23 protein-coding genes are annotated in these 22,355 nt (G+C 63.5%); 9 read left to right on the forward strand and 14 right to left on the reverse strand.

Translation table 11 applies throughout. The features are described from left to right. Window positions 1-2: 2 nt before the first annotated feature. From CN933_RS16940 to chvI, 7 genes are all read right to left on the reverse strand, one after another. Window positions 3-2,483, reverse strand: a complete 2,481-nt coding sequence (locus CN933_RS16940) for a sensor histidine kinase (protein WP_018098660.1) — start codon at window positions 2,481-2,483, stop codon at window positions 3-5. A 304-nt stretch (window positions 2,484-2,787) separates the two neighbouring features. Continuing rightward, window positions 2,788-4,188, reverse strand: a complete 1,401-nt coding sequence (gene ahcY / locus CN933_RS16945; RefSeq protein ID WP_018098659.1) for an adenosylhomocysteinase — start codon at window positions 4,186-4,188, stop codon at window positions 2,788-2,790. 156 nt (window positions 4,189-4,344) lie between these two features. Further along, entirely contained in the window at window positions 4,345-4,638 is a 294-nt protein-coding gene (locus tag CN933_RS16950; RefSeq protein ID WP_018098658.1) for an HPr family phosphocarrier protein, read from the reverse strand. Further along, a complete protein-coding gene (locus tag CN933_RS16955) occupies window positions 4,635-5,036 on the reverse strand; it encodes a PTS sugar transporter subunit IIA (RefSeq protein ID WP_018098657.1) in 402 nt (133 codons plus the stop codon). The genes CN933_RS16950 and CN933_RS16955 overlap by 4 nt, the downstream gene beginning before the upstream one ends. Window positions 5,037-5,192: 156 nt before the next feature. Then, a complete protein-coding gene (locus tag CN933_RS16960; RefSeq protein ID WP_102761833.1) occupies window positions 5,193-5,651 on the reverse strand; it encodes an HPr kinase/phosphorylase in 459 nt (152 codons plus the stop codon). Next, window positions 5,648-7,381 carry a two-component system sensor histidine kinase ChvG gene (gene chvG, locus CN933_RS16965; protein ID WP_234704988.1) on the reverse strand — a complete coding sequence of 578 codons (1,734 nt, stop codon included), beginning with the start codon at window positions 7,379-7,381 and terminating at the stop codon, window positions 5,648-5,650. Before chvG ends, CN933_RS16960 begins: the two co-directional genes overlap by 4 nt. A gap of 223 nt (window positions 7,382-7,604) precedes the next feature. Beyond that, window positions 7,605-8,327, reverse strand: a complete 723-nt coding sequence (gene chvI, locus CN933_RS16970) for a two-component system response regulator ChvI (RefSeq protein WP_018098654.1) — start codon at window positions 8,325-8,327, stop codon at window positions 7,605-7,607. Window positions 8,328-8,667: 340 nt separating this feature from the next. Between chvI and CN933_RS16975 the strand changes: the two genes are divergently transcribed. The 4 genes from CN933_RS16975 (at window position 8,668) to CN933_RS16990 (ending at window position 12,158) form a co-directional block, all read left to right on the forward strand. Beyond that, window positions 8,668-10,278: a phosphoenolpyruvate carboxykinase gene (locus CN933_RS16975; protein WP_102761834.1), complete on the forward strand. Its 1,611-nt coding sequence runs from the start codon at window positions 8,668-8,670 to the stop codon at window positions 10,276-10,278. A 104-nt stretch (window positions 10,279-10,382) separates the two neighbouring features. Next, entirely contained in the window at window positions 10,383-10,817 is a 435-nt protein-coding gene (gene arfB, locus CN933_RS16980) for an alternative ribosome rescue aminoacyl-tRNA hydrolase ArfB (RefSeq protein ID WP_018098652.1), read from the forward strand. Window positions 10,818-10,960: 143 nt separating this feature from the next. Beyond that, window positions 10,961-11,434 (forward strand): peptidoglycan-binding protein LysM, encoded by a 474-nt coding sequence (gene lysM / locus CN933_RS16985; RefSeq protein ID WP_018098651.1) that lies wholly within the window; start codon window positions 10,961-10,963, stop codon window positions 11,432-11,434. A gap of 112 nt (window positions 11,435-11,546) precedes the next feature. Further along, window positions 11,547-12,158 (forward strand): alpha-ketoglutarate-dependent dioxygenase AlkB, encoded by a 612-nt coding sequence (locus CN933_RS16990; RefSeq protein ID WP_018098650.1) that lies wholly within the window; start codon window positions 11,547-11,549, stop codon window positions 12,156-12,158. Between the two features lie 51 nt (window positions 12,159-12,209). On the opposite strand, the gene coaA is transcribed toward CN933_RS16990, so the two are convergent. The 7 genes from coaA to hisB are packed head-to-tail and all read right to left on the reverse strand — an operon-like array spanning window position 12,210 to window position 16,870. Beyond that, window positions 12,210-13,205: a type I pantothenate kinase gene (gene coaA / locus CN933_RS16995; RefSeq protein ID WP_018098649.1), complete on the reverse strand. Its 996-nt coding sequence runs from the start codon at window positions 13,203-13,205 to the stop codon at window positions 12,210-12,212. Further along, window positions 13,202-13,525, reverse strand: a complete 324-nt coding sequence (locus CN933_RS17000; protein WP_018098648.1) for a phosphoribosyl-ATP diphosphatase — start codon at window positions 13,523-13,525, stop codon at window positions 13,202-13,204. Before CN933_RS17000 ends, coaA begins: the two co-directional genes overlap by 4 nt. A gap of 31 nt (window positions 13,526-13,556) precedes the next feature. Continuing rightward, window positions 13,557-14,333 (reverse strand): imidazole glycerol phosphate synthase subunit HisF, encoded by a 777-nt coding sequence (gene hisF, locus CN933_RS17005; protein ID WP_018098647.1) that lies wholly within the window; start codon window positions 14,331-14,333, stop codon window positions 13,557-13,559. Next, a complete protein-coding gene (gene hisA, locus CN933_RS17010; RefSeq protein ID WP_018098646.1) occupies window positions 14,330-15,076 on the reverse strand; it encodes a 1-(5-phosphoribosyl)-5-[(5-phosphoribosylamino)methylideneamino]imidazole-4-carboxamide isomerase in 747 nt (248 codons plus the stop codon). The genes hisF and hisA overlap by 4 nt, the downstream gene beginning before the upstream one ends. Window positions 15,077-15,108: 32 nt before the next feature. Then, on the reverse strand, window positions 15,109-15,759 hold the full coding sequence (gene hisH, locus CN933_RS17015) for an imidazole glycerol phosphate synthase subunit HisH (RefSeq protein WP_018098645.1): 651 nt from the start codon (window positions 15,757-15,759) through the stop codon (window positions 15,109-15,111). After that, window positions 15,759-16,235: a DUF2628 domain-containing protein gene (locus CN933_RS17020; RefSeq protein ID WP_018098644.1), complete on the reverse strand. Its 477-nt coding sequence runs from the start codon at window positions 16,233-16,235 to the stop codon at window positions 15,759-15,761. Before CN933_RS17020 ends, hisH begins: the two co-directional genes overlap by 1 nt. Before the next feature lie 26 nt (window positions 16,236-16,261). Continuing rightward, on the reverse strand, window positions 16,262-16,870 hold the full coding sequence (gene hisB / locus CN933_RS17025; RefSeq protein ID WP_018098643.1) for an imidazoleglycerol-phosphate dehydratase HisB: 609 nt from the start codon (window positions 16,868-16,870) through the stop codon (window positions 16,262-16,264). Window positions 16,871-17,192: 322 nt separating this feature from the next. Here hisB and hslV point away from each other — a divergent pair, with 322 nt between their 5' ends. The 5 genes from hslV (at window position 17,193) to CN933_RS17050 (ending at window position 22,272) form a co-directional block, all read left to right on the forward strand. Continuing rightward, on the forward strand, window positions 17,193-17,750 hold the full coding sequence (gene hslV / locus CN933_RS17030) for an ATP-dependent protease subunit HslV (protein ID WP_003531980.1): 558 nt from the start codon (window positions 17,193-17,195) through the stop codon (window positions 17,748-17,750). Continuing rightward, window positions 17,740-18,261 carry a GNAT family N-acetyltransferase gene (locus CN933_RS17035; protein ID WP_018098642.1) on the forward strand — a complete coding sequence of 174 codons (522 nt, stop codon included), beginning with the start codon at window positions 17,740-17,742 and terminating at the stop codon, window positions 18,259-18,261. The genes hslV and CN933_RS17035 overlap by 11 nt, the downstream gene beginning before the upstream one ends. Then, window positions 18,258-19,565 (forward strand): ATP-dependent protease ATPase subunit HslU, encoded by a 1,308-nt coding sequence (gene hslU, locus CN933_RS17040; RefSeq protein ID WP_018098641.1) that lies wholly within the window; start codon window positions 18,258-18,260, stop codon window positions 19,563-19,565. Before CN933_RS17035 ends, hslU begins: the two co-directional genes overlap by 4 nt. A gap of 196 nt (window positions 19,566-19,761) precedes the next feature. Continuing rightward, window positions 19,762-20,712 (forward strand): DUF1402 family protein, encoded by a 951-nt coding sequence (locus tag CN933_RS17045; RefSeq protein WP_018098640.1) that lies wholly within the window; start codon window positions 19,762-19,764, stop codon window positions 20,710-20,712. Window positions 20,713-20,871: 159 nt separating this feature from the next. After that, window positions 20,872-22,272 carry a cytochrome P450 gene (locus CN933_RS17050; RefSeq protein ID WP_018098638.1) on the forward strand — a complete coding sequence of 467 codons (1,401 nt, stop codon included), beginning with the start codon at window positions 20,872-20,874 and terminating at the stop codon, window positions 22,270-22,272. Window positions 22,273-22,355: the final 83 nt, after the last annotated feature.

Genomic DNA, 22,355 nt, shown 5'->3' on the forward strand with positions numbered 1-22,355 from the left:
ATCTATTCCGCCGCGATGACCTTCGGCGCTTCGGCGGAGGGAATGCGGCAGGTTACTGCCGTGCCTTCGCCCTCCTTGCTGCGGATCGAAACATTGCCGTGGTGAAGACTGACGAAGCTCTCCACGATGGACAGGCCCAGGCCCGCGCCGCCGCGCTGGCCATAGCTTTCGAAGCGGTTGAACACGGTGTTGAGAACGTCCTGCGGGATCCCTGGCCCCGTGTCGGTGACAGAGAAGGCAAAGTCGCTCCCCTCGCGCCAGCATTTGAGCTCGATCGTACTTCCGTCCGGGGCGAAATTCGCCGCATTGGTGAGAAGCTTTATGAAGATCTGCTTCAGCCGTTGCTGGTCCGCGGTGATGCGGCCGAGATTGTCGGGCGCTTCGGTTCGAAGCGACACGCCGCTCTCGATCAGCCGGTCGCCCATCTGCTGCGTCACGTCGTCGATCAGATCGATGAGATTCACTTCCGCGAGTTCGAGCTCGACGATGCCGGCATCGACGGTCGCAAGATCGAGGATGTCGTTGACGATCGTCAGAAGCAGCGACGAGGAGGTGGCAATGTGGTCGACATATTCGGCCTGGCGCTCGTTGAGTTCGCCGAACACCGGCGTTTTCAGAAGGTCGGCAAAACCGATGATGTTCGTCAGCGGCGAGCGCAGCTCGTAGGAGACGTGGTGCACGAAATCGTTCTTCAGCGCATCCGCCTTGCGCAGCGCTTCGTTCTTTTCGGTGAGCGCGCGCTCTACGCGGACGCTGTCGGTGATGTTGACGAAGGTCAGCATCGTCTGGGCGTTGGGCAGCGGAATAACCGCGTAGTCGAGGATGAGGCCGGTGCGCAGCTCCAGAATGCCGCGGCTCGACGGCCGCTCGTCGTCGAAGCTTGTGATGATATGGGCGAAGCGCTTCCAGCCGTCCGGCTGGTCGTAGGAGGCGAGACAAGCCTGCTCGATCGCGCGGATATGGGTGCCCGGCTGAGCCTCGGTCTCGTTGATGCCCCAGATCGCCCGGAAGGCCGGGTTCGAGAGCCGGATGCGGCCGTCGGGTCCGAAAACGGCGACGCCTTCGGCGAGATGGTCGATCGTTTCGCCCTGGACCTGGACCAGCGTGTTGTAGCGCGTTTCCAGATCGACCCTTTCGGTCAGGTTCTCGAACACCCAGGTGGCGCCGCCCTGCGGCCGCGCGGTGGCGAAAACGCGTAGCGTCTGGCCGTTCGGCAGGTGCCAGAGATCGGACTGCGTGTCGATTGCCTGATAGACGGAAAGCGCACTCGTCTTCCATTGCTTCCAGTTGAGCTGCTCCGGCAGCTTGCCGCCGGCACGCAGCCGATCGAGCACCTCGCCGTTGTCGGGCTTGCGCTCGAGGAACCCCATGTCGAGATCCCAAAGCCGCTGGAAAGCCTGATTGTAGAACTGCAGCCGCTGATTGCCGTCGAAGATCGCCACCGGCGTCGCCAGGTGTTCGAGCGTCTCGGCATGGCTCTTGAGCGTCCGCGCCAGCTCCTCGCGCACCGCCTCGATGCCGGAAACGTCGATCGCGATTCCGGCAGAGCCGGCGGGCGTGCGGGCGTCCACGACGTCGAAAAACGTCCGGTTGCCCCTGACCACCGTCGAAACCTTGTCGCGGAACGGCGTCTGGAGCGTCGAGACCGCCCGGATCCGCTCGCGGGCCGTGGTCGCAAGCAGCTCGCGCTCTTCGGCGACGGCCGTGCTCGCGCTCTGGGTTTCGACCGCATTGGCATAGGCCGCATTGACCCATTCGAGCCTGCCGTCTCCTGCGCGCTGCCACGCGGGAAGATCGACCGCGTCGAGCAGCGTCCGAACCGTCGAAAGCGAAGCATGCAGCTGGTCGCGTTCGAGCTTCAACTCGGCGAGTTCGGCCCTGAGATTGTTGAGCGCGATGAAGCGCACGAAGGCCCGCCCGCCGGATACGCGGCCCTGGGCCTCGAGGACCTCGTTACGCTGGGTTTCGAGCACGAGATCGAAGCTCTGCGCCTGGGCACGCAAGGATTCGATCGCCTTTTCGAGCAGACCTGCCGATTGCGGCTTGATCCAGCGGCCGAAGGCGAGAAAGTCCCGGTCGTCCTGCGGCGCGCCGGTTTCGACCGGAAGCTGACCGAGGAATTCCGGGCGCTCTGCGAGCCCGTCCCAGATCACGATGCGCCTGTTCTTGTCCGCAATGAGAGCCTGGAAGCGGGAAATTCGCTGGTTCGCGTCGGATAGATTGGAACGAAGCTCGCGGTTCTCGGCCTCGATATTGCCGCGCTGGCGGATGAGCCAGATCGCCGAAATCATGGCGGCGGAAATGACGCCGATCAAAACGGAGAAGGTCACCACCTCCGTCGTGCCGAATATGCTTCTGCCGGGATCGGTGGCCTGAGCTGCGGCATCGCTTGCCGCAAGCAATACCGTTCCCGCAAGGAGCCGCTTGAGCAGTCTCGGCGCCCCCTGCCGTCCTGCAGAAGACATGGATTCATGTGTTTTCACGGCGCCGTCCCCGTTCGTCCGGAAAGTGCCGGCGACCTTGCGCCCCCGCGCGCCGGAGCCCGTTCAAAGGCTCCTGTCAGTTCCGATTGCATCTCCGGTCTGTCTCCGTCTGTTTGCCGCCTGTCCGACAAGACATCCCATTTCGACCGCGCCGCCGGCCCGAAAAATCCACACCGGCATAACGAATCGATAAGCTAAACATACTTCTTTGACGATTCGGCTGAAAGTGCGAGCCCCAAAAAAGCGGCCGCGATCTCTTGTCAAGATCGCGGCCACAAGATGTTGTGGATTGCTCGGGTAAGGATCAGTACCGGTAGTGTTCGGCCTTGAACGGACCCTGCTGCTTGACGCCGATATAGGAGGCCTGTTCTTCCGAGAGCTCGGTCAGCTTGGCGCCGAGCTTGGTGAGATGCAGGCGCGCCACCTTCTCGTCGAGCTGCTTCGGCAGCACGTAGACCTCGTTCTTGTACTGATCGCCCTTGGTGAAGAGCTCGATCTGCGCCAGAACCTGGTTGGAGAAGGATGCCGACATGACGAAGGACGGATGTCCGGTGGCGTTGCCGAGATTGAGCAGGCGGCCTTCCGAAAGCAGGATGATGCGGTTGCCCTTCGGGAACTCGATCAGATCGACCTGCGGCTTGACGTTCGTCCACTTCAGGTTCCGAAGCGCCGAGACCTGAATCTCGTTGTCGAAATGGCCGATATTGCCGACGATCGCCATGTCCTTCATCGCGCGCATGTGCTCGATGCGGATGACGTCCTTGTTGCCGGTGGTGGTGATGAAGATGTCGGCGGATGATACGACGTCTTCGAGTTGGACGACTTCAAAGCCGTCCATGGCCGCCTGGAGAGCGCAGATCGGGTCGACTTCCGTGACCTTGACGCGTGCGCCGGCGCCGCTGAGCGAAGCCGCCGAGCCCTTGCCGACGTCGCCGTAGCCGCAGACCACCGCGACCTTGCCGGCCATCATCACGTCGGTGCCGCGGCGGATGCCGTCGACGAGCGATTCCTTGCAACCGTACTTGTTGTCGAACTTCGACTTCGTGACGCTGTCGTTGACGTTGATCGCCGGGAAGGGCAGCAGGCCCTTGGCCTGGAGCTGGTACAGGCGGTTGACGCCCGTGGTCGTTTCTTCCGTCACGCCCTTGATCGCGTCACGCTGCTTGGTGAACCAGCCCGGTGTCGCGGCGAGGCGCTTCTTGATCTGCGCGAAAAGGATCTCTTCTTCTTCGGAGCCCGGATTCGTCAGAATGTTCTCGCCGGCCTCGGCGCGGGCGCCGAGCAGGATGTACATGGTCGCGTCGCCGCCGTCGTCGAGAATCATGTTCGAGACGCCGCCGTCGGCCCATTGGAAGATCTTGTCGGTGTAGGTCCAGTATTCCTCCAGCGTCTCGCCCTTGATGGCGAAGACGGGTACGCCGCTTGCAGCGATGGCGGCGGCAGCGTGGTCCTGGGTCGAGAAGATGTTGCACGAGGCCCAGCGCACTTCGGCACCGAGCGCAACCAGCGTCTCGATCAGCACGGCGGTCTGGATGGTCATGTGGAGCGAGCCGGTGATGCGGGCGCCCTTCAGCGGCTTCGATGCGCCGAACTCCTCGCGGCAGGCCATCAGGCCCGGCATTTCCGTTTCGGCGATGGCGATTTCCTTGCGGCCGAAATCGGCAAGCCCGATGTCGGCGACGATATAGTCCTGAGTTGCGCTCATGAAGTTCTCCAGGCTGATCCTAGGGCCGCGCGGCCACATGGCCGTTTGGCGGCATGACAGTGCCTCCCGCGATCGCGGGCAGCGTGCCTTCCGTCTATCAGGAAACCCCGTGGAGGGCAACCGACATATAAAGAGGTCTTTATATGTTTATATCGGTCACATCTCTTCGCCGAACTTGTCGCGAACCAGCGTATCCAGCGCGTTGAGCGCCTCTTCGGCCTGAGCGCCGCTGGCGGTGACGAAGACCGAGCAGCCGGTGCTGGCCGCCAGCATCATCAGCCCCATGATCGAGGTCCCGCCGACGGTCATGCCGTCCTTGGACACGGTGATCTCCGCGTCGAAGGTCTCGACGGTCTGCACGAATTTCGCGGAGGCACGCGCATGGAGGCCGCGTTTGTTGACGATGAGCAGTTCGCGCGTCAGAGCCGTGTCGGGGCGGTGATCCATCATTTTCCACTCAGAACCCGACTGGCGACGTTGATGTATTTGCGCCCCGCCTCGGAGGCTTCCACCAGCGCCTTGTCCATGTCGCTTTCGCCGCGCACGCCTGCGAGCTTGATCAGCATTGGCAGGTTGACGCCGGCGATGACCTCGACGCTGCCGCCGCGCATCACCGAAATGGCGAGATTCGAAGGGGTGCCGCCGAACATATCCGTCAGGATGATGACGCCGTCGCCTTGATTGGCCTTCTCGACGGCGTCGAGGATATCCTGACGCCGCTGATCCATGTCGTCCTCGGGGCCTATGCAGACGGTCTCGATAGCTTTTTGCGGACCGACGACATGCTCCAAAGCATGCCGAAACTCATCCGCCAGCTTGCCATGAGTGACAAGCACAAGTCCGATCATGGGTATCTTTGCTCCAACTGCATATGCAACTCGTTGATGGCCGGATATCGCAATGCAGCAATTTCGTCCACCTGTTGGGGGCGCCATCTTGGCAAGGAAAAGGCGAAGTGCAAGCCAAAAATGCCGAAAAAGCAGCCGCACTGCCTTTCGATAAGGCTAAAGTCCTACATTTTCGGGCAGAAGGGCGGCGAGCGCGTCGAGCGGCGACAGCGGCCCCTCGATGGGGAGGCGCAACAGCGGCAGATTTCGCCAGATCCCGAGCTCCAGCTCCTCCTCCTCCGGCGGCAGACGCGGCTCGAAGGGTGCCCTGACCGGCGTGATCGCCCAATCGAGAACACAGGCGGAGACGGTACCGACTTCCGCAATTCCGGATCCGCGGATTTCGAGGAGCCCGCGAATGGCGGCAGGGCAGCGCGCGACGATGCGCCCGTTCTCGAGCGTCAGATCCACGCGGTCGTCCGCGACGAGCGCGGCGAAGCGGCCCCGGCGTCTCACTTGCGAGAGGCAGGAAAGCGCGAGCGCCGACTTGCCCGAGCCGGACGGCCCTGTGATCAGCAGCCCGGTCGTGCCGAGAACGATCGCGGTTCCGTGGACATTGACGAAGGGCGCAGTCACGGGTGCGGCTCGGCGGGCAGCGAGAGAACGAAGCGGGCGCCGCCGATGTGGCCGTCCTTGCCGGCGATGTTCTCGGCTCTGAGCGTTCCGCCATGCGCCTCGGCGATCTGGCGCGAGATCGAAAGGCCGAGCCCCGAGTTCTGGCCGAAGTCCTCGCCCTCCGGCCTGTCGGTGTAGAAGCGCTCGAAGATACGGTCGATGTCCTCCGCCTGGATGCCCGGACCGTTGTCTTCGACATAGACGATGCAGCGCGATCGCGACCGGGTCAGCCGGACGACGATGCGGCCGTTCTGCTCGGAGACGAAGGAGCGGGCGTTTTCGATCAGGTTCGTGATGATCTGACCGATGCGCAGTTCGTAGCCGCTGACGATGAAGCTTGCGCGCGGGTTGTCCTTACGGTCGACGACGAAGTCGAGCAGCACCGGTTTCTTGCTGCCCCGGATCTGGCGTGAAATTTCGACGAGGTCGCCGAGCAGCTTTTCGAGGTCGACCTTCTTCGCGTCGGCGCGTGCAAGCTCCGCATCCAGACGCGAGGCGTCGGAGATATCGCTGATCAGCCGGTCGAGCCGTCGCACGTCGTGCTGGATGACGTCCATCAGCCGCTTCTTCGATTCCTCGTTGCGCGCGAGCGGCAAGGTTTCGACCGCGCTGCGCAGCGACGTCAGCGGATTCTTGAGTTCGTGGCTCACATCGGCGGCGAAGTTCTCGATTGCCGCGATGCGGTCGTATAGCGCGGTCGTCATTTCGCGGAGCGCCACGGAAAGATTGCCGATCTCGTCCTGGCGGGATGAGAAGTCGGGGATCTCCTCCCGTTCCTTGGCGCCGCCGCGGCGCACGCGGATGGCGGCGGCCGAAAGCCGCCGCAGCGGGTTGGCGATCGTCGACGAGAGAAGCAGCGAGAGTATGACGTTGACCAGCGCCGCCACGCCGAAAACGCGGATGATCGCCAGCCGTTCTGCATGGACGATCTTGTCGATGTCGCCGGCCTGGGTGGAGAGGAGGAGCACGCCGAGGACCGCGCGGAAGCGCTGTACCGGAACGGCAACCGAAACGATCAGCTCGCCCTTCTCGGTCACGCGCACCACGGCGCCGCGCACGCCGGTCAGGGCGTTCATCACCTCCGGATAGATAGAGCCGTTGCCGCCGGGCGGCTCCTTGTAGAGCGGCAGGTCGCCCGGCTGCAGCAGCCGGTTGAACCAGGTGCCGAACTCGTCGGCGAGGCTCGGACTTTCCGGATCGACCGGCGGCAGGTCGAAACGAAGCACCTGTCCGCCGCTATAGAGGTGGCGCGAATCGAGCAATAGGTCGGCATCGGCATCGAAGAGGCGAGCGCGCGTGCGCGTCGGCGAGATCAGTCTTCTCAAGACCGGCGCCACGCGTTCCTGAATGATCGGGAATTCGAGGTCTTCGTCGCTCGGCAGCGGCGTGATGCTTTCGCCGGCCTGCAATTCGAGCAGCTTTTCCGGATCGATGGTGATCGAATTGGTGTCCACCGAGGCGGAGGCCGAGATGGCGCCGGCGATGATCTCGCCCTGCGTCAGAAGGCTCTCCACCCGGGCGTCGATCAGACCTTCCCGGAACTGGTTGAGATACATGATCCCGCCGACGAGGACCACGAGCGCCACCAGGTTGAAGAAGACGATGCGCCGCGTGAGGCTCGAGAAGACCGCATTGCCGAACAGGCGCCGGATCAGCGTAAAGGGATGCGCCCATCGCCGCTGCCCGCGCAGCGTCGATGCCCGTCCTTCCGCTTCTTCGATATCGCCCTGCAAGACTTCTACCAAGTCTCCCGCTCCCGCGACGCGACCTTCGCTTCTGCCCGCGTCGCCTGTCGCATTCGCCCGTTCCCGCGATGCCCTACGCCAGCCGGCGCTGCTGCGCAAGCGCTAGCAAGGGAGGGACGGGCGGCAGCGCTCCGGCCACGAGTGATCCGCAATCCGCCGGCTCGCTCCCTCAGGCCGTTTCGCGGAAACGATAGCCGACGCCGTAGAGCGTCTCGATCATGTCGAAGTCGTTGTCTACCATCTTGAACTTCTTGCGAAGCCGCTTGATGTGGCTGTCGATCGTGCGATCGTCGACATAGACCTGTTCGTCATAGGCGGCATCCATCAGCGCGTCGCGGCTCTTCACCACGCCGGGTCGCTGCGCCAGTGCGTGCAGGATGAGGAACTCCGTGACCGTCAGCGTGACGGATTCGTTCTTCCAGGTGCAGGTATGCCGCTCCTGGTCCATGACGAGCTGGCCCCGTTCGAGCGAACGGGAAGGCGTGTCGGCATTCTTCACCGGTCCGGCGCCTCCGGCCGCAGCCTCCCGGTTGGCCGCGCGACGCAGGATCGCCTTGACGCGCTCCACCAGGAGGCGCTGTGAGAAGGGCTTGGTGATGAAGTCGTCGGCGCCCATCTTCAGACCGAAGAGCTCGTCGATCTCCTCGTCCTTCGACGTGAGAAAGATGACGGGCAGGTCGGACTTCTGCCTCAGCCGCCGCAACAGCTCCATGCCGTCCATGCGGGGCATCTTGATGTCGAAGATAGCGAGCTGCGGCGGACGCGCCAGCAGACCCTCCAGCGCCGATGCGCCGTCCGTATAGGTTTCGACCTTGTAGCCCTCGGCTTCCAGCGCGATGGACACGGACGTCAGGATGTTGCGGTCGTCATCGACAAGCGCGATGGTCTGCATCTTATTCTACTCCGTTTCGAGGCCCGGTTGCCGAGACGCTTCGAGATGCGTTGCAAGAATCGCGGCAACCGCGAGTCACGGCCGCGTTAATTGAGTATAAAGGTGGAACAAATTGTGGCGAAGTGCAAAAGCACCTGATCCGGTTCCCCGCAACCGGCCTCGCAGCTGGGTTTCCGGAAGCTGCGATTCAACCGATTAAAAAATGCATATTTTTCTTTAAATCGATTAATATACTGAATTCATTATTGTTTTAGAATTGGCTATCTTGTCTTGGATCGGCCTTGCCGGTATGTTCCGACGAAATTCAACGCCAATGGCCAACCACGAAGGAAGCTTGACCATGGATGAGCTCGGGAGCCGCAATCCCTCTATCGGACTGGAATCGATCGGATTTTCCGACCTCTCGGTCGTCCGCTACAACTTCGAGGCGCCACAGCTCTACGAAGAAGCCCTGGCCCGCGGTGAAGCCGAACTGACGGTCCATGGAGCGCTTTGCGCCCGCACCGGCCAGCACACGGGCCGCTCGCCCAAGGACAAGTATGTCGTGCGCGACGCCAACACCGCCGACCAGATCTGGTGGGACAACAACAGCGCGATTTCGCCGGAGCATTTCGAGCGTCTTCGTCAGGACATGCTCGCCCATGCCAAGGGCATGTCGCTCTACGTCCAGGACCTCGTCGGCGGTGCCGACCCGGAGAACGCGCTCCCGACGCGCGTCGTCACCGAGTTCGCCTGGCACTCGCTGTTCATCCGCAATCTGCTGATCCGGCCGGAGCGCGAGGCGCTTCCGTCTTTTCAGCCGAAGCTGACGATTATCGACCTGCCGAGCTTCAAGGCCGATCCCGCACGCCACGGCTGCCGCAGCGAGACGGTCATCGCCTGTGACCTGACCAACGGCCTCGTGCTGATCGGCGGCACGTCCTATGCGGGCGAGATGAAGAAGTCGGTTTTCACCGTCCTCAATTACCTGCTGCCCAAGAAGTCGGTGATGCCGATGCACTGCTCGGCCAATGTCGGGCCCGCCGGTGACACGGCGATCTTCTTCGGCCTCTCGGGTACCGGCAAGACGACGCTCTCCGCCGATCCGAACCGCACGCTGATCGGTGACGACGAGCACGGCTGGAGCGAAAAGGGCGTCTTCAATTTCGAGGGCGGCTGCTATGCCAAGGCGATCCGCCTGTCGGAAGCGGCAGAGCCCGAGATCTTTGCGACGACGCGCCGCTTCGGTACGGTGATGGAGAACGTCGTCCTCGACGAGCGGCGCCTTCCGGACTTCGACGACGGTTCGCTGACGGAGAACACCCGCTGCGCCTATCCGCTGCACTTCATTCCGAACGCCAGCAAGACCGGCACGGCGCCACAGCCACGCACGATCATCATGCTGACGGCGGACGCCTTCGGGGTTTTGCCGCCGATCGCCAAGCTGACGCCGGAACAGGCCATGTACCACTTCCTCTCCGGCTACACCGCCAAGGTCGCCGGTACCGAAAAGGGCGTGACGGAGCCGGAGGCGACTTTCTCGACCTGCTTCGGCGCTCCCTTCATGCCGCGCCATCCGTCCGAATACGGCAATCTTCTCAAGGATCTCATCGCCAGGAACGGCGTCACCTGCTGGCTCGTCAACACCGGCTGGACCGGCGGCGCCTTCGGCACGGGAAGCCGCATGCCGATCAAGGTGACGCGCGCGCTTCTTTCGGCGGCTCTCGACGGCTCGCTGAACAGTGCCTCGTTCCGCACGGATGCGAATTTCGGCTTTGCGGTGCCGGTGTCGGTACCGGGCGTCGAGGCCGGCATTCTCGACCCGCGCTCGACCTGGGCGGATGGTATGGCTTATGACGCCCAGGCACGGCGGCTCGTCGACATGTTCATCGCCAACTTCGCCAAGTTCGAGGGCCACGTCGACGGCAGCGTGCGCGACGCAGCCCCGGGCGCGAGGGTGGCCGCCGAATAATCCGGTCTCTTGCCATGATTCACGTGAAACCCGGCTGCCTGCGGCCGGGTTTTGCATTTGCGGCCGGTTTTCAAGCATGCGATAGAAACGGCCGAGGAAGATTCATGGCAAGCGAACCGCTTTACATCAACGAAAACATCGTGATCGCCGGATGGGAGCTCACGGAGCAATTCGTGCTGGCCGGCGGACCGGGCGGACAGAACGTCAACAAGGTCTCGACGGCCGTCCAGCTCTTCTTCGACGTGCAGGCTTCGCCGACCCTGCCGGAGCGCGTGAAGGCCAATGCCTTGAAGCTCGCCGGACGGCGCGCCTCGAAGGAGGGCGTCCTGATGATCGAAGCCAATCGCTTCCGCAGTCAGGAACGCAATCGCGAGGACGCCCGCGAGCGGCTGAAGGAACTGATCCTGAAGGCGGCGGAACCGCCGCCCCCGCCGCGCAGGAAGACGAAGCCGACGCGCGGATCGATCGAACGCCGGTTGAAGGAGAAATCCGGCCGTTCCGAAATCAAGAAGCTGCGCGGCCGCCCCGGCGGCGACTGACCGCGCCCGAAAGTTGCGCCCGCGCCCTTGTCTTTTGCGCGCAACCGCACTCTCTTATCCGCTGACGCATGTCGCCAAGCCGTACGGCGGTCGTGGGGAAGACGACATGTGCAGGCTCCAGCCGCGCGAGAGAGGAGACAAGCATGGGTTTGTTCGATTTTATCAAGAATGCGGGAAAGAAGCTCGGAATCGGCGGCGACGACACGCCGCCGGATGCGGCAAGCGTCGAAAAGGAGCTCGCATCCCATGACCTCGGCACCAAGGACGTCAAGGTCGACGTCGTGGACGACAAGGTCGTGCTGAAGGGTGTCGTCAAGGACCAGTCCACCTTCGAGAAGGCGGTCGTGGCCGTCGGCAATACGCTCGGCATATCCAAGGTCGAGGCATCCGAGCTCAAGGTCGCCGACGGCGCCGCCGCGCCGGCCGAGGCGAAGGCCCCGGTCTTCTACACCGTGAAGAAGGGCGACAATCTCTGGAAGATCGCCGAGGCCCATTACGGCAAGGGCAAGGGCGCCAAGCACACGGCGATCTTCGAAGCGAACAAGCCCATGCTCACCCATCCCGACAAGATCTATCCGGGCCAGGTGCTGCGCATCCCGGATCTGGATGCCGGCTGAACGAAGGCTGTTTCGGGTCGATCCCGACCCCGGTGAGCGCTATGTACCTGTCATCTCCCGCCGGATCTGCTGACGGGAGGATCGATCGAAGCCGTATGACAGGATGCCGCCAATGCTTGTGCTGCCGAAAGGGGTGAGACACATCCCCGGTTTCCTCGACCGTTCGCGCCAGCAGGAACTGGTCGAGGCCGTCCGCGCCGTCGTCGCGGAGGCTCCGCTCTTCGCGCCCGCGATGCCGAAGACCGGCAAACCCATGTCCGTGCGCATGACCAATTGCGGCGCGCTCGGCTGGGTCACCGACCGCGAGCGCGGCTACCGCTACCAGGCGACGCATCCGGTCACCGGCAAGCCATGGCCGCCGATTCCACGCATGCTGCACGACATCTGGAATGCCGTGGCCGGAAGCGACAAGTCCCCCGAGGCCTGCCTGGTGAATTTCTACTCGGCAGAGGCGCGCATGGGGCTCCACCAGGACCGGGACGAGCGCGATCTCGAGACTGCCGTCGTTTCGATCTCGCTCGGCGACGACTGCCTTTTCCGCGTCGGCGGCCGCACACGCGGCGGACAGACCGTGTCGTTCAGGCTCGAAAGCGGCGACGTCGTCGTGCTCGGCGGCGAAGGACGGCTCGCCTTCCACGGCGTCGACCGCATCTATCCGAACACATCGACGCTCCTGAGGAGCGGCGGCCGGCTCAATCTGACGCTGCGAAGGGTCAATCCTTGAAGCTTCGCCCCGTCCGAAGCGGTTCCTTTCCCGCAGGCGGCGCGATTCACCTCAAAGCTTCCTGAGCGCCACCGTCTGCGTCAGGTGGTTGGGGCCCTTCTGCAGGATGAGATCGGCGCGCGGCCGCGTCGGCAGAATGTTCTGATGCAGGTTCTTAAGATTGATATTGTGCCAGAGGCCCTCGGCGATCGCGCGCGCCGCATCCTCGCTGATCGTCGCATAGCGATGGAAGAAGGATTGCGGGTTCTGGAACGCGGTTTCGCGCAGTCGCATGAAGCGGTTCACGTACCAGCTGTGGATCAGGCTCTCCTCGGCATCGATATAGATCGAAAAGTCGAAGAAATCCGAGACCATCGGCACGATCTTGCCGTCGGCCGGCAGATCGCGCGACTGCAGCACGTTTATCCCCTCGAAAATCAGGATGTCCGGCCGGTCGATCACCTGGAACTGGTCGGGGATCACATCATAGGTCAGGTGCGAATAGGTAGGAGCCTTGACGTTCGGACGGCCCGCCTTGATCGCCGAGAGGAATCTGAGCAGCGCGCCGATATCGTAGCTCTCGGGAAATCCCTTGCGATCCATCAGGTTTTCCCGCTGGAGAACCGCATTCGGATAAAGGAAGCCGTCGGTGGTGACGAGGTCGACCTTCGGGCTCGAGGGCCAGCGCGCGAGAAGCTCCGCAAGGATGCGCGCCGTCGTCGACTTGCCGACGGCGACCGAGCCGGCGACACCGATGACGAAGGGCGTCTTCGTCTCGTTCGACATGCTCAGGAAGCGGGTGCGCTGCCGGAAGAGGATCTGCGACGCCTCCACATGGGCGGAGAGGAGCCGTGAGAGCGAGAGATAGATCCGTCGCACCTCGTCGAGATCGACCGGATCGTTGAGCGAGCGCAGGCGCTGCACCTCGTCGGCCGTCAGCGTCAGCGGCGTGTCGGCGCGAAAGCGCGACCATTCCTCCGCGGAGAAGACGTGATAGGGCGAATATTCGCCCCCCTGGAGATTGCCCGGAATGTCGGCCGGTTCGATGTCTTCCGCGGCGATGCTCATGGATTCTGCCGGTTCGCCTTTTCCTGCAGGCCGGATTGGCTTGTCCGCCTGGCCAGTTCGCTCATCACATCCTGCAACGGGACGGCGGCGATATTCAATACGACCATAAGATGATAGAGGAGATCGGCACTCTCATCGACCAGATTCTTCCGGTCCTCGCCGATCGCGGCGATGACCGTTTCCACCGCCTCCTCGCCGAGCTTCTTGGCAGCCTTCGTCTGCCCGGCCGCCACCAGCTTGGCGGTCCAGGACTCCTCCGGCGCCGCCCGGGCGCGGGACGCCACGATCTTCTCCAGGTCGGAAAGGGTGAAGTCGGTCATTATCGGATCCCTTCTCGTTGGCAGCGCCGCCTCAATCAAGCCGCATGGCGATGCCGTGCTCGGCCATGTGGCGCTTCGCCTCGCCGATGCTGTAGGTGCCGAAGTGGAAAATCGAGGCGGCGAGCACGGCAGTCGCATGGCCGTCGCGGATGCCCTCGACCATGTGGTCGAGCGTGCCCACGCCGCCGGAGGCGATGACGGGAGCGCGTACCGCATCGGCGATCGCCCGTGTCAGGCCGATGTCGTAGCCGCTCTTCGTACCGTCTCGGTCCATGGAGGTGAGAAGGATTTCGCCGGCCCCGAGATCGACGACCTTTTGCGCAAATTCGATCGCATCGATGCCTGTCGGTTGCCGCCCGCCATGGGTAAAGATCTCCCATCGGTCCGCCTCGCCTTGCGCCGAGACTTTCTTGGCGTCGATGGCGACGACGATGCACTGGTCGCCGAACTTGTCGGCGGCTTCAGCGACGAATTCCGGATTCTTCACCGCCGCCGTGTTGATCGACACCTTGTCGGCGCCGGCAAGCAGGAGCTTGCGGATGTCCGCCACGTGGCGCACGCCGCCGCCGACGGTAAGCGGCATGAAGCATTGCTCCGCGGTGCGGGCGACGACGTCGAAGATCGTTTCGCGATTGTCGGAAGAGGCGGTGATGTCGAGGAAGCAGAGCTCGTCGGCCCCGGCCGCGTCATAGGCGCGTGCCGCCTCCACCGGGTCCCCGGCGTCTATCAGATCCACGAAGTTCACGCCCTTGACGACGCGGCCGTCCTTCACGTCGAGGCAGGGGATTACACGGGCCTTAAGGGTCATGGCATCTTCCCCTTTCTTGCTTCGCGGATCAGATCCAGGGCTTCCTTCGGATCGATCCGCCCGTCATAAAGCGCCCGACCGGAGATCGCGCCTTCGAGCTTTTGCGCATCCGGTTCGGTCATGCGGCGGATGTCGTCCATCGAGGCGAGGCCGCCCGAGGCGATGATCGGGATTGAAACCGCGTCCGCGAGTTCGAGCGTCGAGGCCCAGTTGATGCCGGTCAGAATGCCGTCACGGTCGATGTCCGTATAGATGATCGCCGCGACGCCCGCGCCCTCGAACTTCCTGGCAAGTTCGATCACCCCGAGCTCGGACGCTTCCGCCCATCCCTCGACGGCGACCTTGCCGCCCTTCGCATCGATGCCGACCGCGACCCGTCCCGGGAACTTGCTGCAGGCTTCGATCACCAGGGCGGGATCGCGCACCGCGACGGTACCGAGGATGACGCGCTTCAGCCCGCGCGAAAGCCAGTTCTCGATATGCTCCAGCGTGCGGATGCCGCCGCCGAGCTGCACCGGGTTCTTCGTCGCCTTGAGGATGGCGTCGACCGCCGCACCGTTGACGGTCTCCCCGGCAAAGGCGCCGTTCAGGTCGACCACGTGCAGCCATTCGAAACCCTGCTCCTCGAAGGCGCGCGCCTGGGCGGCCGGGTCGGGATTATAGACTGTCGCCTGCTCCATGTCGCCGAGCTTCAGGCGCACGCATTGCCCGTCCTTGAGGTCGATCGCGGGAAAGAGGATCATTTGTTCGTCCGATCAGAAATGACGCGGCAGCCTCAGGGCTTCCAGCGCAGGAAATTCGAGATGAGGGCGAGGCCGAGCGCCTGGCTCTTTTCCGGATGGAACTGCGAGCCCGCCTTGTTGTCGCGCGCGACGAAGGCCGTCACCGGGCCGCCATAGTCCGCCTCCGCCACCACGTCTTCGGCACGCTCCGCCGCGAGGTGGTAGGAATGGACGAAATAGGCGTGCAGACCGTTCTCGCCGGTCGGAATGCCGTCGAAAAGGGCGTGCGCGCGCTTGAGATCAAGCGTGTTCCAGCCGATCTGGGGGATCTTGAGCGAGCGGTCCTCGGGCGCCATCTCGACGACATCGCCGGCGATCCAGCCGAAACCCTTCGTCACCGTCTTTTCGAGTCCGCGCGACGACATGAGCTGCATGCCGACGCAGATGCCGAAGAAGGGGCGGCCAGCTTTCTCGACCGCCTCCGTCAGCGCTTCCTCCATGCCCTCCACGGCGGCGAGGCCGCGGCGGCAGTCGGCATAGGCGCCGACGCCCGGCAGCACGATGCGATCGGCCGTGGCCACCCGTTCCGGCCTGTCGGTGAGATCGATTTCGGCCGCGATGCCGGCCTCGCGGGCGGCGCGCTCGAAGGCCTTGGTGGCCGAGCGCAGGTTGCCGGATCCGTAGTCAATGATGGCGACCCGCATCAGCGCTCTCCATAGGATTCAAAAAAGCCGAGCCCGACGGCGGCGCCCGGCCGTCCCGTAGCGGACCTGTCGGTCGACGGCATGGGAGTTGCATCTCCTGCATGGGCGGACGGCCCGGCGTTCGAATAATAGATTTCTTCGGCCGTCTCGAGATCGCGTGCCGGAAAGACCGAACGAAACGTCCAGTCGCGCGCCGAGAGCTTGCGGGCGATGAGAAGCGGTCCTTCGAGCGACACGATGAGACCGAGCGCCAGATGGACGAGCAGCGCTGCGCTGAAGCCGCCGGGCACCGATGCCGCAAGAAGCAACAGGAACTGCAGAACGGAAACGAAGATTCCGATGAGCCACGCGCGTTTGACGATGAGCCACGGACCGGGGAAGAAGAAGGCGGTCCAGGAGAATCCGTCGGCGATGAACCGTGCCCTTTCGTCGTCGGCCGGTGCGCCGGGCGGGGTCATGATCAGATAGGAGGCCATGGTCTTTAAACCAGATATTGGCCGGCTCAGGCGAGCGTCCCCTTGGTCGAGGGGACGCGTCCCGCCTGGCGCGGATCGATTTCGGTTGCCGTGCGGAGCACGCGGGCGACGGACTTGAAGCAGGTCTCGGCGACATGATGGTTGTTGGCGCCGTAGATGTTCTGCACATGCAGCGTGATCCCGGCATGCTGGGCAAGCGCCTGGAAGAATTCGCGCACGAGTTCGCTGTCGAAGGTGCCGATCTTCGGCGATGTGAAGGTCACGTTCCAGACGAGGAAGGGCCGGCCGGAGACGTCGACGGCGGCGCGCGTCATCGTCTCGTCCATGGCAAGGTCTATGGAGGCATAGCGGGTGATGCCGCGGCGATCGCCGAGCGCCTTGGCCAGCGCCTGGCCGATGGCGATGCCGGTGTCCTCGACGGTGTGGTGATCATCGACATGGAGGTCGCCCTCCGCCTTGATCTCCATGTCGATCAGCGAATGGCGCGAGAGCTGGTCCAGCATATGGTCGAAGAAACCGACGCCGGTCGCGATCTTCGATACGCCCGTTCCGTCGACATTGACCGAGACGGATATGGCGGTTTCATTCGTCTTTCGCGAAACTTGGCCGGTGCGGCTCGGCGTCACGTCTGCCATCAGGCTCTCCTGTCTGCACTCTCCGATGACTTTGGGCCAGCCGGCCTATCGGAGCAACATCGTTTTCGGGCGTCGCGGAGAGGGGCGACAAAGCCCACCTTCGATCTTCGCATTCCGTCACAGAGCCGCTCCTTATCAGGGGAGGCATGAAATATCCAGAACTGCGACGGAGATTCGGTGCGCCGCGGCGACGTGAAAACGAAAGCCGCCTGGGCGCGCGTTCGCGCATTTGCAATCGCGCGGCTGCGACTTACATAGGCCTCAGGCAACCAGGCTCATCGCGAGCCGCATCCCCCGGCTTACCGGGCCCAAAGGTACTTTCATGAGCGAACACAATCCTTACGGAACGATGCATGCGACCACCATCATCACGGTGCGCAAGGGCGGCAAGGTAGTAATGGCGGGCGATGGCCAGGTGAGCCTCGGCCAGACGGTCATGAAGGGCAATGCCCGCAAGGTCCGCCGCCTGTCGAAGGGCGACGTGATTGCAGGCTTCGCCGGCGCGACGGCGGACGCCTTCACGCTTCTGGAACGGCTGGAGGCGAAGCTCGAGCAATATCCCGACCAGCTGATGCGCGCGGCCGTAGAGCTCGCCAAGGACTGGCGTACCAACAAGTACCTGCGCAATCTCGAGGCGATGATGCTGGTTGCCGACCGGACGGTGACGCTGGCGATTACCGGCAACGGCGACGTTCTCGAGCCCGAGCACGGGACGATCGCCATCGGTTCGGGCGGCAACTATGCCTTTGCCGCGGCGCGGGCGCTCATGGACAGCGACAAGTCGGCCGAGGAGATCGCCCGCCGCGCGCTGGAGATCGCCGGCGACATCTGCGTCTACACCAACCACAACGTCGTCGTGGAGACGCTGGATGCGGAATGAGCCGGCAGAGGTCAGCTTCGAGCCGGTGGCCGAGGGCCATCTGCCGATGCTCCTCGCCTGGCTTTCCGAGCCGCATGTCCGGCAGTGGTGGGGCGATCCCGATGTCGAACTCGGGCTGATACGGGACGGTTGCGCGAAGGGCGAGGTCGACGGTTTCGTCTTTCGTGTGAAGGGGGAGCCGGCCGGCTATATCCAGTCCTGGATCCCGTCGGAATATGACGAGGAGCCCTGGGCCAAGGACCTGTCGAGCGACACGCCCGGCGTCGACATCTTCATCGGCCCGCCCGAAATGACAGGCAAAGGCGTCGCCGCCATGGCGCTCAGAGCCTTTGCCGCGAGACTGTTCGAAAGCGGCGCCGCGCGCATCGTCATCGACCCCGACGCCGGCAACCGCCGCGCCGTCCGAGCCTATGCGAAGGCCGGTTTCGTACCTTTTGGCGAGTGGATAGACGAGTCCGGTCGAACCCTCCTGATGGAGCTCGAGCGGACGGAATTTGAGAGGAATCGATGAGCAACTTTTCACCCAGGGAAATCGTGTCGGAGCTCGACCGCTACATCATCGGCCAGAAGGACGCGAAGCGCGCGGTTGCCATTGCGCTGCGCAACCGCTGGCGCCGCCAGCAACTCGACGACGAGCTGCGCGACGAGGTCATGCCCAAGAATATCCTGATGATCGGTCCGACCGGCGTCGGCAAGACGGAGATTTCCCGTCGCCTCGCCAAGCTCGCCGGCGCGCCCTTCGTCAAGGTGGAGGCAACGAAGTTCACGGAAGTCGGCTATGTCGGCCGCGACGTGGAGCAGATCGTGCGCGATCTCGTCGAGGTCGGCATCAGCCTCGTGCGGGAGAAAAGGCGCGCCGAAGTGAAGGCGAAGGCTCATCAGAACGCCGAGGAGCGCGTTCTCGACGCGCTGGTCGGCACCACCGCCTCGCCGGCAACCCGCGATTCCTTCCGCAAGAAGCTGCGCGCCAACGAGCTCGACGACAAGGAGATCGAGGTCGATGTCGCCGAAACCGGCTCGCCCGGCGGCGCCTTCGAAATCCCGGGAATGCCGGGCGCCAATATCGGCGTCCTCAACCTTTCGGAAATGTTCGGCAAGGCACTCGGCGGCAGGACCAAGAAGATCAAGACGACGGTCAAGGACTCCTATGCGCTCCTGGTCAACGACGAGTCTGACAAGCTGCTCGACAACGAGCAGATCCAGCGTGAGGCGGTGGCGGCGGCGGAAAATGACGGCATCGTCTTCCTCGACGAGATCGACAAGATCGCCACCCGCGAAGGCGGCATCGGTGCCGGCGTGTCGCGCGAAGGCGTTCAGCGCGACCTCCTGCCGCTGGTCGAAGGCACGACGGTGGCGACGAAATACGGGCCGGTGAAGACCGATCACATCCTCTTCATCGCCTCCGGCGCGTTCCACGTCGCCAAACCGTCGGACCTTTTGCCGGAGCTGCAGGGGCGCCTGCCGATCCGCGTCGAGCTTAGGGCTCTCACCAAGGAGGATTTCCGCCGCATTCTGACCGAGACGGAGGCGAGCCTCATCCGCCAGTACAAGGCGCTGCTCGAGACCGAGGGCGTTGCCCTCGACTTCACCGAGGACGCGATCGACGCGCTCGCGGAGGTCGCGGTCCAGCTCAACGCCAATGTCGAGAACATCGGCGCGCGCCGCCTGCAAACCGTGATGGAGCGTGTGCTCGACGATGTCTCCTTCAACGCGCCCGATCGCGGAGGCCAGGGCGTCACGATCGATGCCGATTACGTTCGCCGGCATGTCGGGGATCTGGCGGCCAATACCGACCTGTCGCGCTACATCCTCTGACGCCCGGCCCTCCGTCGAGGCCAGTCGATCACCGAATTGTGGGGCGCCTGTCACTCGACAGGCGCCTTCGTTTTCTCTAGATCGATCAGCAGCCGTTAAGAATTAAGGCATCATTCCGACATGATTCTGCCTTAGGGGCGCGCCGGAACCGGCGGGGACCGCCGGCTTCTTGGAAGAGTCTACAGGAAAACTGATAGTGCGCCTCACCGCCTGCATGCTCGTGATCTTCACATTTTGCCTCGCCGCCGGTCCTTCGGCTGCGAGCGGGATACTCATCGTTCCGCAGGGCAATCGCCACGTCGAGCAGCCGGGCGTTCCGGGCGCCTCGGTACGCCGCACCAAAGCCGGCCGCACATCCTTCGACGCGAAATACGAGAAGGTGCGCGAGCTTCTTGCCACCGACCGCAAGCTCGTCGGCAAGATCAAGTCGGTCGCCGGCGCCTACGGCATCGCGCCCATTCACATGGTCGGGGCGATCGTCGGCGAACACACCTACAATGTCGACGCCTATGACCGGCTGCAATCCTATTACGTCAAGGCGGCCGCCTATGCGGGCGACAGCTTCCAGTTCGGCTATCAGGGCGAGTCCATCGCCGAATTCGTCGAGCGGCCCCAATTTGCCGAATGCGCCGGCAAGAAAGGCTCCTACGCGCTCTGGACCTGCCGGGAGCGAATCTGGGACAGCCAGTTCCGCGGGCAGACGGTGGCCGGCAAATCCTTCCCGAACAACCGCTTCAGCGCCGTCTTCTTCCAGCCGTTCTTCGCCGGGCAGACCTTCGGTCTCGGCCAGATCAATCCGCTGACCGCATTGATGCTGACGGATATGGTGTCGCGCGTTTCCGGTTATGAGCGCCTCGACGAAAACAATGCCGCGGGCGTCTATGAGGCGATCATGGACCCGGACGTGTCGCTTGCCTATATGGCCGCCTCCATCCGGCATTCGATCGATGCCTATCGCACGATTGCGGGCATGGATATCTCCGGCAATCCGGGCCTGACGGCAACGCTCTACAATGTCGGCAATCCGGATGCGCGTGCGGCAGCGCTCGCCGCAAAGAACCAGGGGGGCGAGGTCCACTGGCCGGAGGAGAACTATTACGGCTGGCTCGTCAACGACAAACTGGCAGAGCTCGAAAGCCTGTTGTGATCCTTTATCGCCCGGCAGCGGAATCATCGCGATTCACGTGAAGCATTTTCTTGATTGCGCCGTAAAAAACTGGAACGGTACGCGACCAGAGCATTCCGCAATTCCGGACTGAGAACCGCTGCGCACTTTTCCTGGAATTGCTCTGGGAAAGGCATACACATGGATACGCGACCGGAGCCATTCGAGCCGCCCGCGCCAGTCCCGCGCACCGGCATCCCCTCGCGGCTCGAGATCATCCGAACGGTTCTGCGAAACCCGCTCGAGCTCTGGGGCGAGCCTTCCTACACGCTTCCCTGGATCGAGACGAAGTTCATCAATCAGCGGACGCTTATCGTCAACGATCCCGGCCTCATCCGCTACATCCTCGTCGAGAACGCCGCCAACTACGAAATGTCGAATGTCCGGCGGCTGATCCTGCGCCCGATCCTGCGCGACGGCCTCCTGACGGCGGAAGGCGAGGTCTGGAAACGGTCGCGTAAGGCGATGGCGCCGGTCTTCACGCCAAGGCACGCAAAAGGCTTTGCCGGCCAGATGCTTCGCGTTTGCGAGGCCTTCGTCGACCGCTACGCGGGTGCTTCATCGGAACCCTTCGTCACCAATGTCGCCGTGGACATGACGGAACTCACCTTCGAGATCCTGGCCGAGACGCTCTTTTCCGGCGAGATCGCCGTCGAAAAGCAGGGCTTCGCCGCCAATGTCGAGGAACTGCTGCATCGAATGGGGCGCGTCGATCCGATGGACCTCCTGGTTGCGCCGAGCTGGGTTCCGCGACTGACCCGCATCGGTGGCCGGAAAGTGCTCGACCGTTTCCGCGGCGTCGTTTCCGACACGATGTCTCTGCGCCGGCGACGGATGGCGGAAGCGCCCGGCGAGGTCCCGAACGACTTCCTGACCCTGCTTCTGCAGCTGGAAGGTCCGGATGGGCTTACGACCTCCGAGATCGAGGACAATATCCTCACCTTCATAGGTGCCGGCCACGAAACCACGGCACGGGCGCTCGCCTGGTGCTTCTATTGCGTCGCCAATACGCCCGCCTACCGCAAGACGATGGAGCAGGAGATCGATTCGGTTCTTGCAAGCGGCGCCGATCCGGTCGACTGGCTCGGGCGCATGCCGCATGTGCTTGCCGCCTTCGAGGAGGCGTTGAGGCTCTATCCGCCGGCGCCATCCATCAACCGCGCGGCGATCGAGGAGGATGCGTGGACTTCCCCGGAAGGCGAGCGCGTGCCGATCCGCAAGGGAATATCGGTGCTGGTCATGCCCTGGACGCTCCACCGGCACGCGCTCTACTGGCAGAAACCCCGCGCCTTCATGCCGGAGCGCTTCCTTCCGGAAAACCGGGACAAGATCAACCGCTTCCAGTACCTGCCCTTCGGCGCTGGCCCGCGCATCTGCATCGGCGCGACCTTCGCGCTGCAGGAGGCGGTTATCGCGCTTGCCGTGCTCATGCACCGCTTCCGCTTCGACCTGACGGACGAGACGCATCCCTGGCCTGTGCAAAGGCTGACGACGCAGCCGAGGGGCGGCCTGCCGATGAAGGTGTCTGCCCGGGTGAAGTAGGGCTCCGGTTGGTGGGATACGCCCGCCGTCAGACACGGAAACGTCGTTGTCGCGCGATGGTTTTTTTCAAGAATATGTCCTAT

The organism is Sinorhizobium sp. M4_45 (assembly GCF_002885915.1).
Classification (GTDB): domain Bacteria; phylum Pseudomonadota; class Alphaproteobacteria; order Rhizobiales; family Rhizobiaceae; genus Sinorhizobium; species Sinorhizobium meliloti_A.

What these genes read in the sequence shown, in the direction of transcription:
- ahcY (WP_018098659.1), bottom strand. Translation starts at nt 4,188, where the DNA reads ATGAGCGCAACTCAGGACTATATCGTCGCCGACATCGGGCTTGCCGAT.
- CN933_RS16950 (WP_018098658.1), bottom strand. Translation starts at nt 4,638, where the DNA reads ATGATGGATCACCGCCCCGACACGGCTCTGACGCGCGAACTGCTCATC.
- CN933_RS16955 (WP_018098657.1), bottom strand. Translation starts at nt 5,036, where the DNA reads ATGATCGGACTTGTGCTTGTCACTCATGGCAAGCTGGCGGATGAGTTT.
- chvI (WP_018098654.1), bottom strand. Translation starts at nt 8,327, where the DNA reads ATGCAGACCATCGCGCTTGTCGATGACGACCGCAACATCCTGACGTCC.
- CN933_RS16975 (WP_102761834.1), top strand. Translation starts at nt 8,668, where the DNA reads ATGGATGAGCTCGGGAGCCGCAATCCCTCTATCGGACTGGAATCGATC.
- arfB (WP_018098652.1), top strand. Translation starts at nt 10,383, where the DNA reads ATGGCAAGCGAACCGCTTTACATCAACGAAAACATCGTGATCGCCGGA.
- lysM (WP_018098651.1), top strand. Translation starts at nt 10,961, where the DNA reads ATGGGTTTGTTCGATTTTATCAAGAATGCGGGAAAGAAGCTCGGAATC.
- CN933_RS16990 (WP_018098650.1), top strand. Translation starts at nt 11,547, where the DNA reads ATGCTTGTGCTGCCGAAAGGGGTGAGACACATCCCCGGTTTCCTCGAC.
- coaA (WP_018098649.1), bottom strand. Translation starts at nt 13,205, where the DNA reads ATGAGCATCGCCGCGGAAGACATCGAACCGGCCGACATTCCGGGCAAT.
- CN933_RS17000 (WP_018098648.1), bottom strand. Translation starts at nt 13,525, where the DNA reads ATGACCGACTTCACCCTTTCCGACCTGGAGAAGATCGTGGCGTCCCGC.
- hisF (WP_018098647.1), bottom strand. Translation starts at nt 14,333, where the DNA reads ATGACCCTTAAGGCCCGTGTAATCCCCTGCCTCGACGTGAAGGACGGC.
- hisA (WP_018098646.1), bottom strand. Translation starts at nt 15,076, where the DNA reads ATGATCCTCTTTCCCGCGATCGACCTCAAGGACGGGCAATGCGTGCGC.
- hisH (WP_018098645.1), bottom strand. Translation starts at nt 15,759, where the DNA reads ATGCGGGTCGCCATCATTGACTACGGATCCGGCAACCTGCGCTCGGCC.
- CN933_RS17020 (WP_018098644.1), bottom strand. Translation starts at nt 16,235, where the DNA reads ATGGCCTCCTATCTGATCATGACCCCGCCCGGCGCACCGGCCGACGAC.
- hisB (WP_018098643.1), bottom strand. Translation starts at nt 16,870, where the DNA reads ATGGCAGACGTGACGCCGAGCCGCACCGGCCAAGTTTCGCGAAAGACG.
- hslV (WP_003531980.1), top strand. Translation starts at nt 17,193, where the DNA reads ATGAGCGAACACAATCCTTACGGAACGATGCATGCGACCACCATCATC.
- CN933_RS17035 (WP_018098642.1), top strand. Translation starts at nt 17,740, where the DNA reads ATGCGGAATGAGCCGGCAGAGGTCAGCTTCGAGCCGGTGGCCGAGGGC.
- hslU (WP_018098641.1), top strand. Translation starts at nt 18,258, where the DNA reads ATGAGCAACTTTTCACCCAGGGAAATCGTGTCGGAGCTCGACCGCTAC.
- CN933_RS17050 (WP_018098638.1), top strand. Translation starts at nt 20,872, where the DNA reads ATGGATACGCGACCGGAGCCATTCGAGCCGCCCGCGCCAGTCCCGCGC.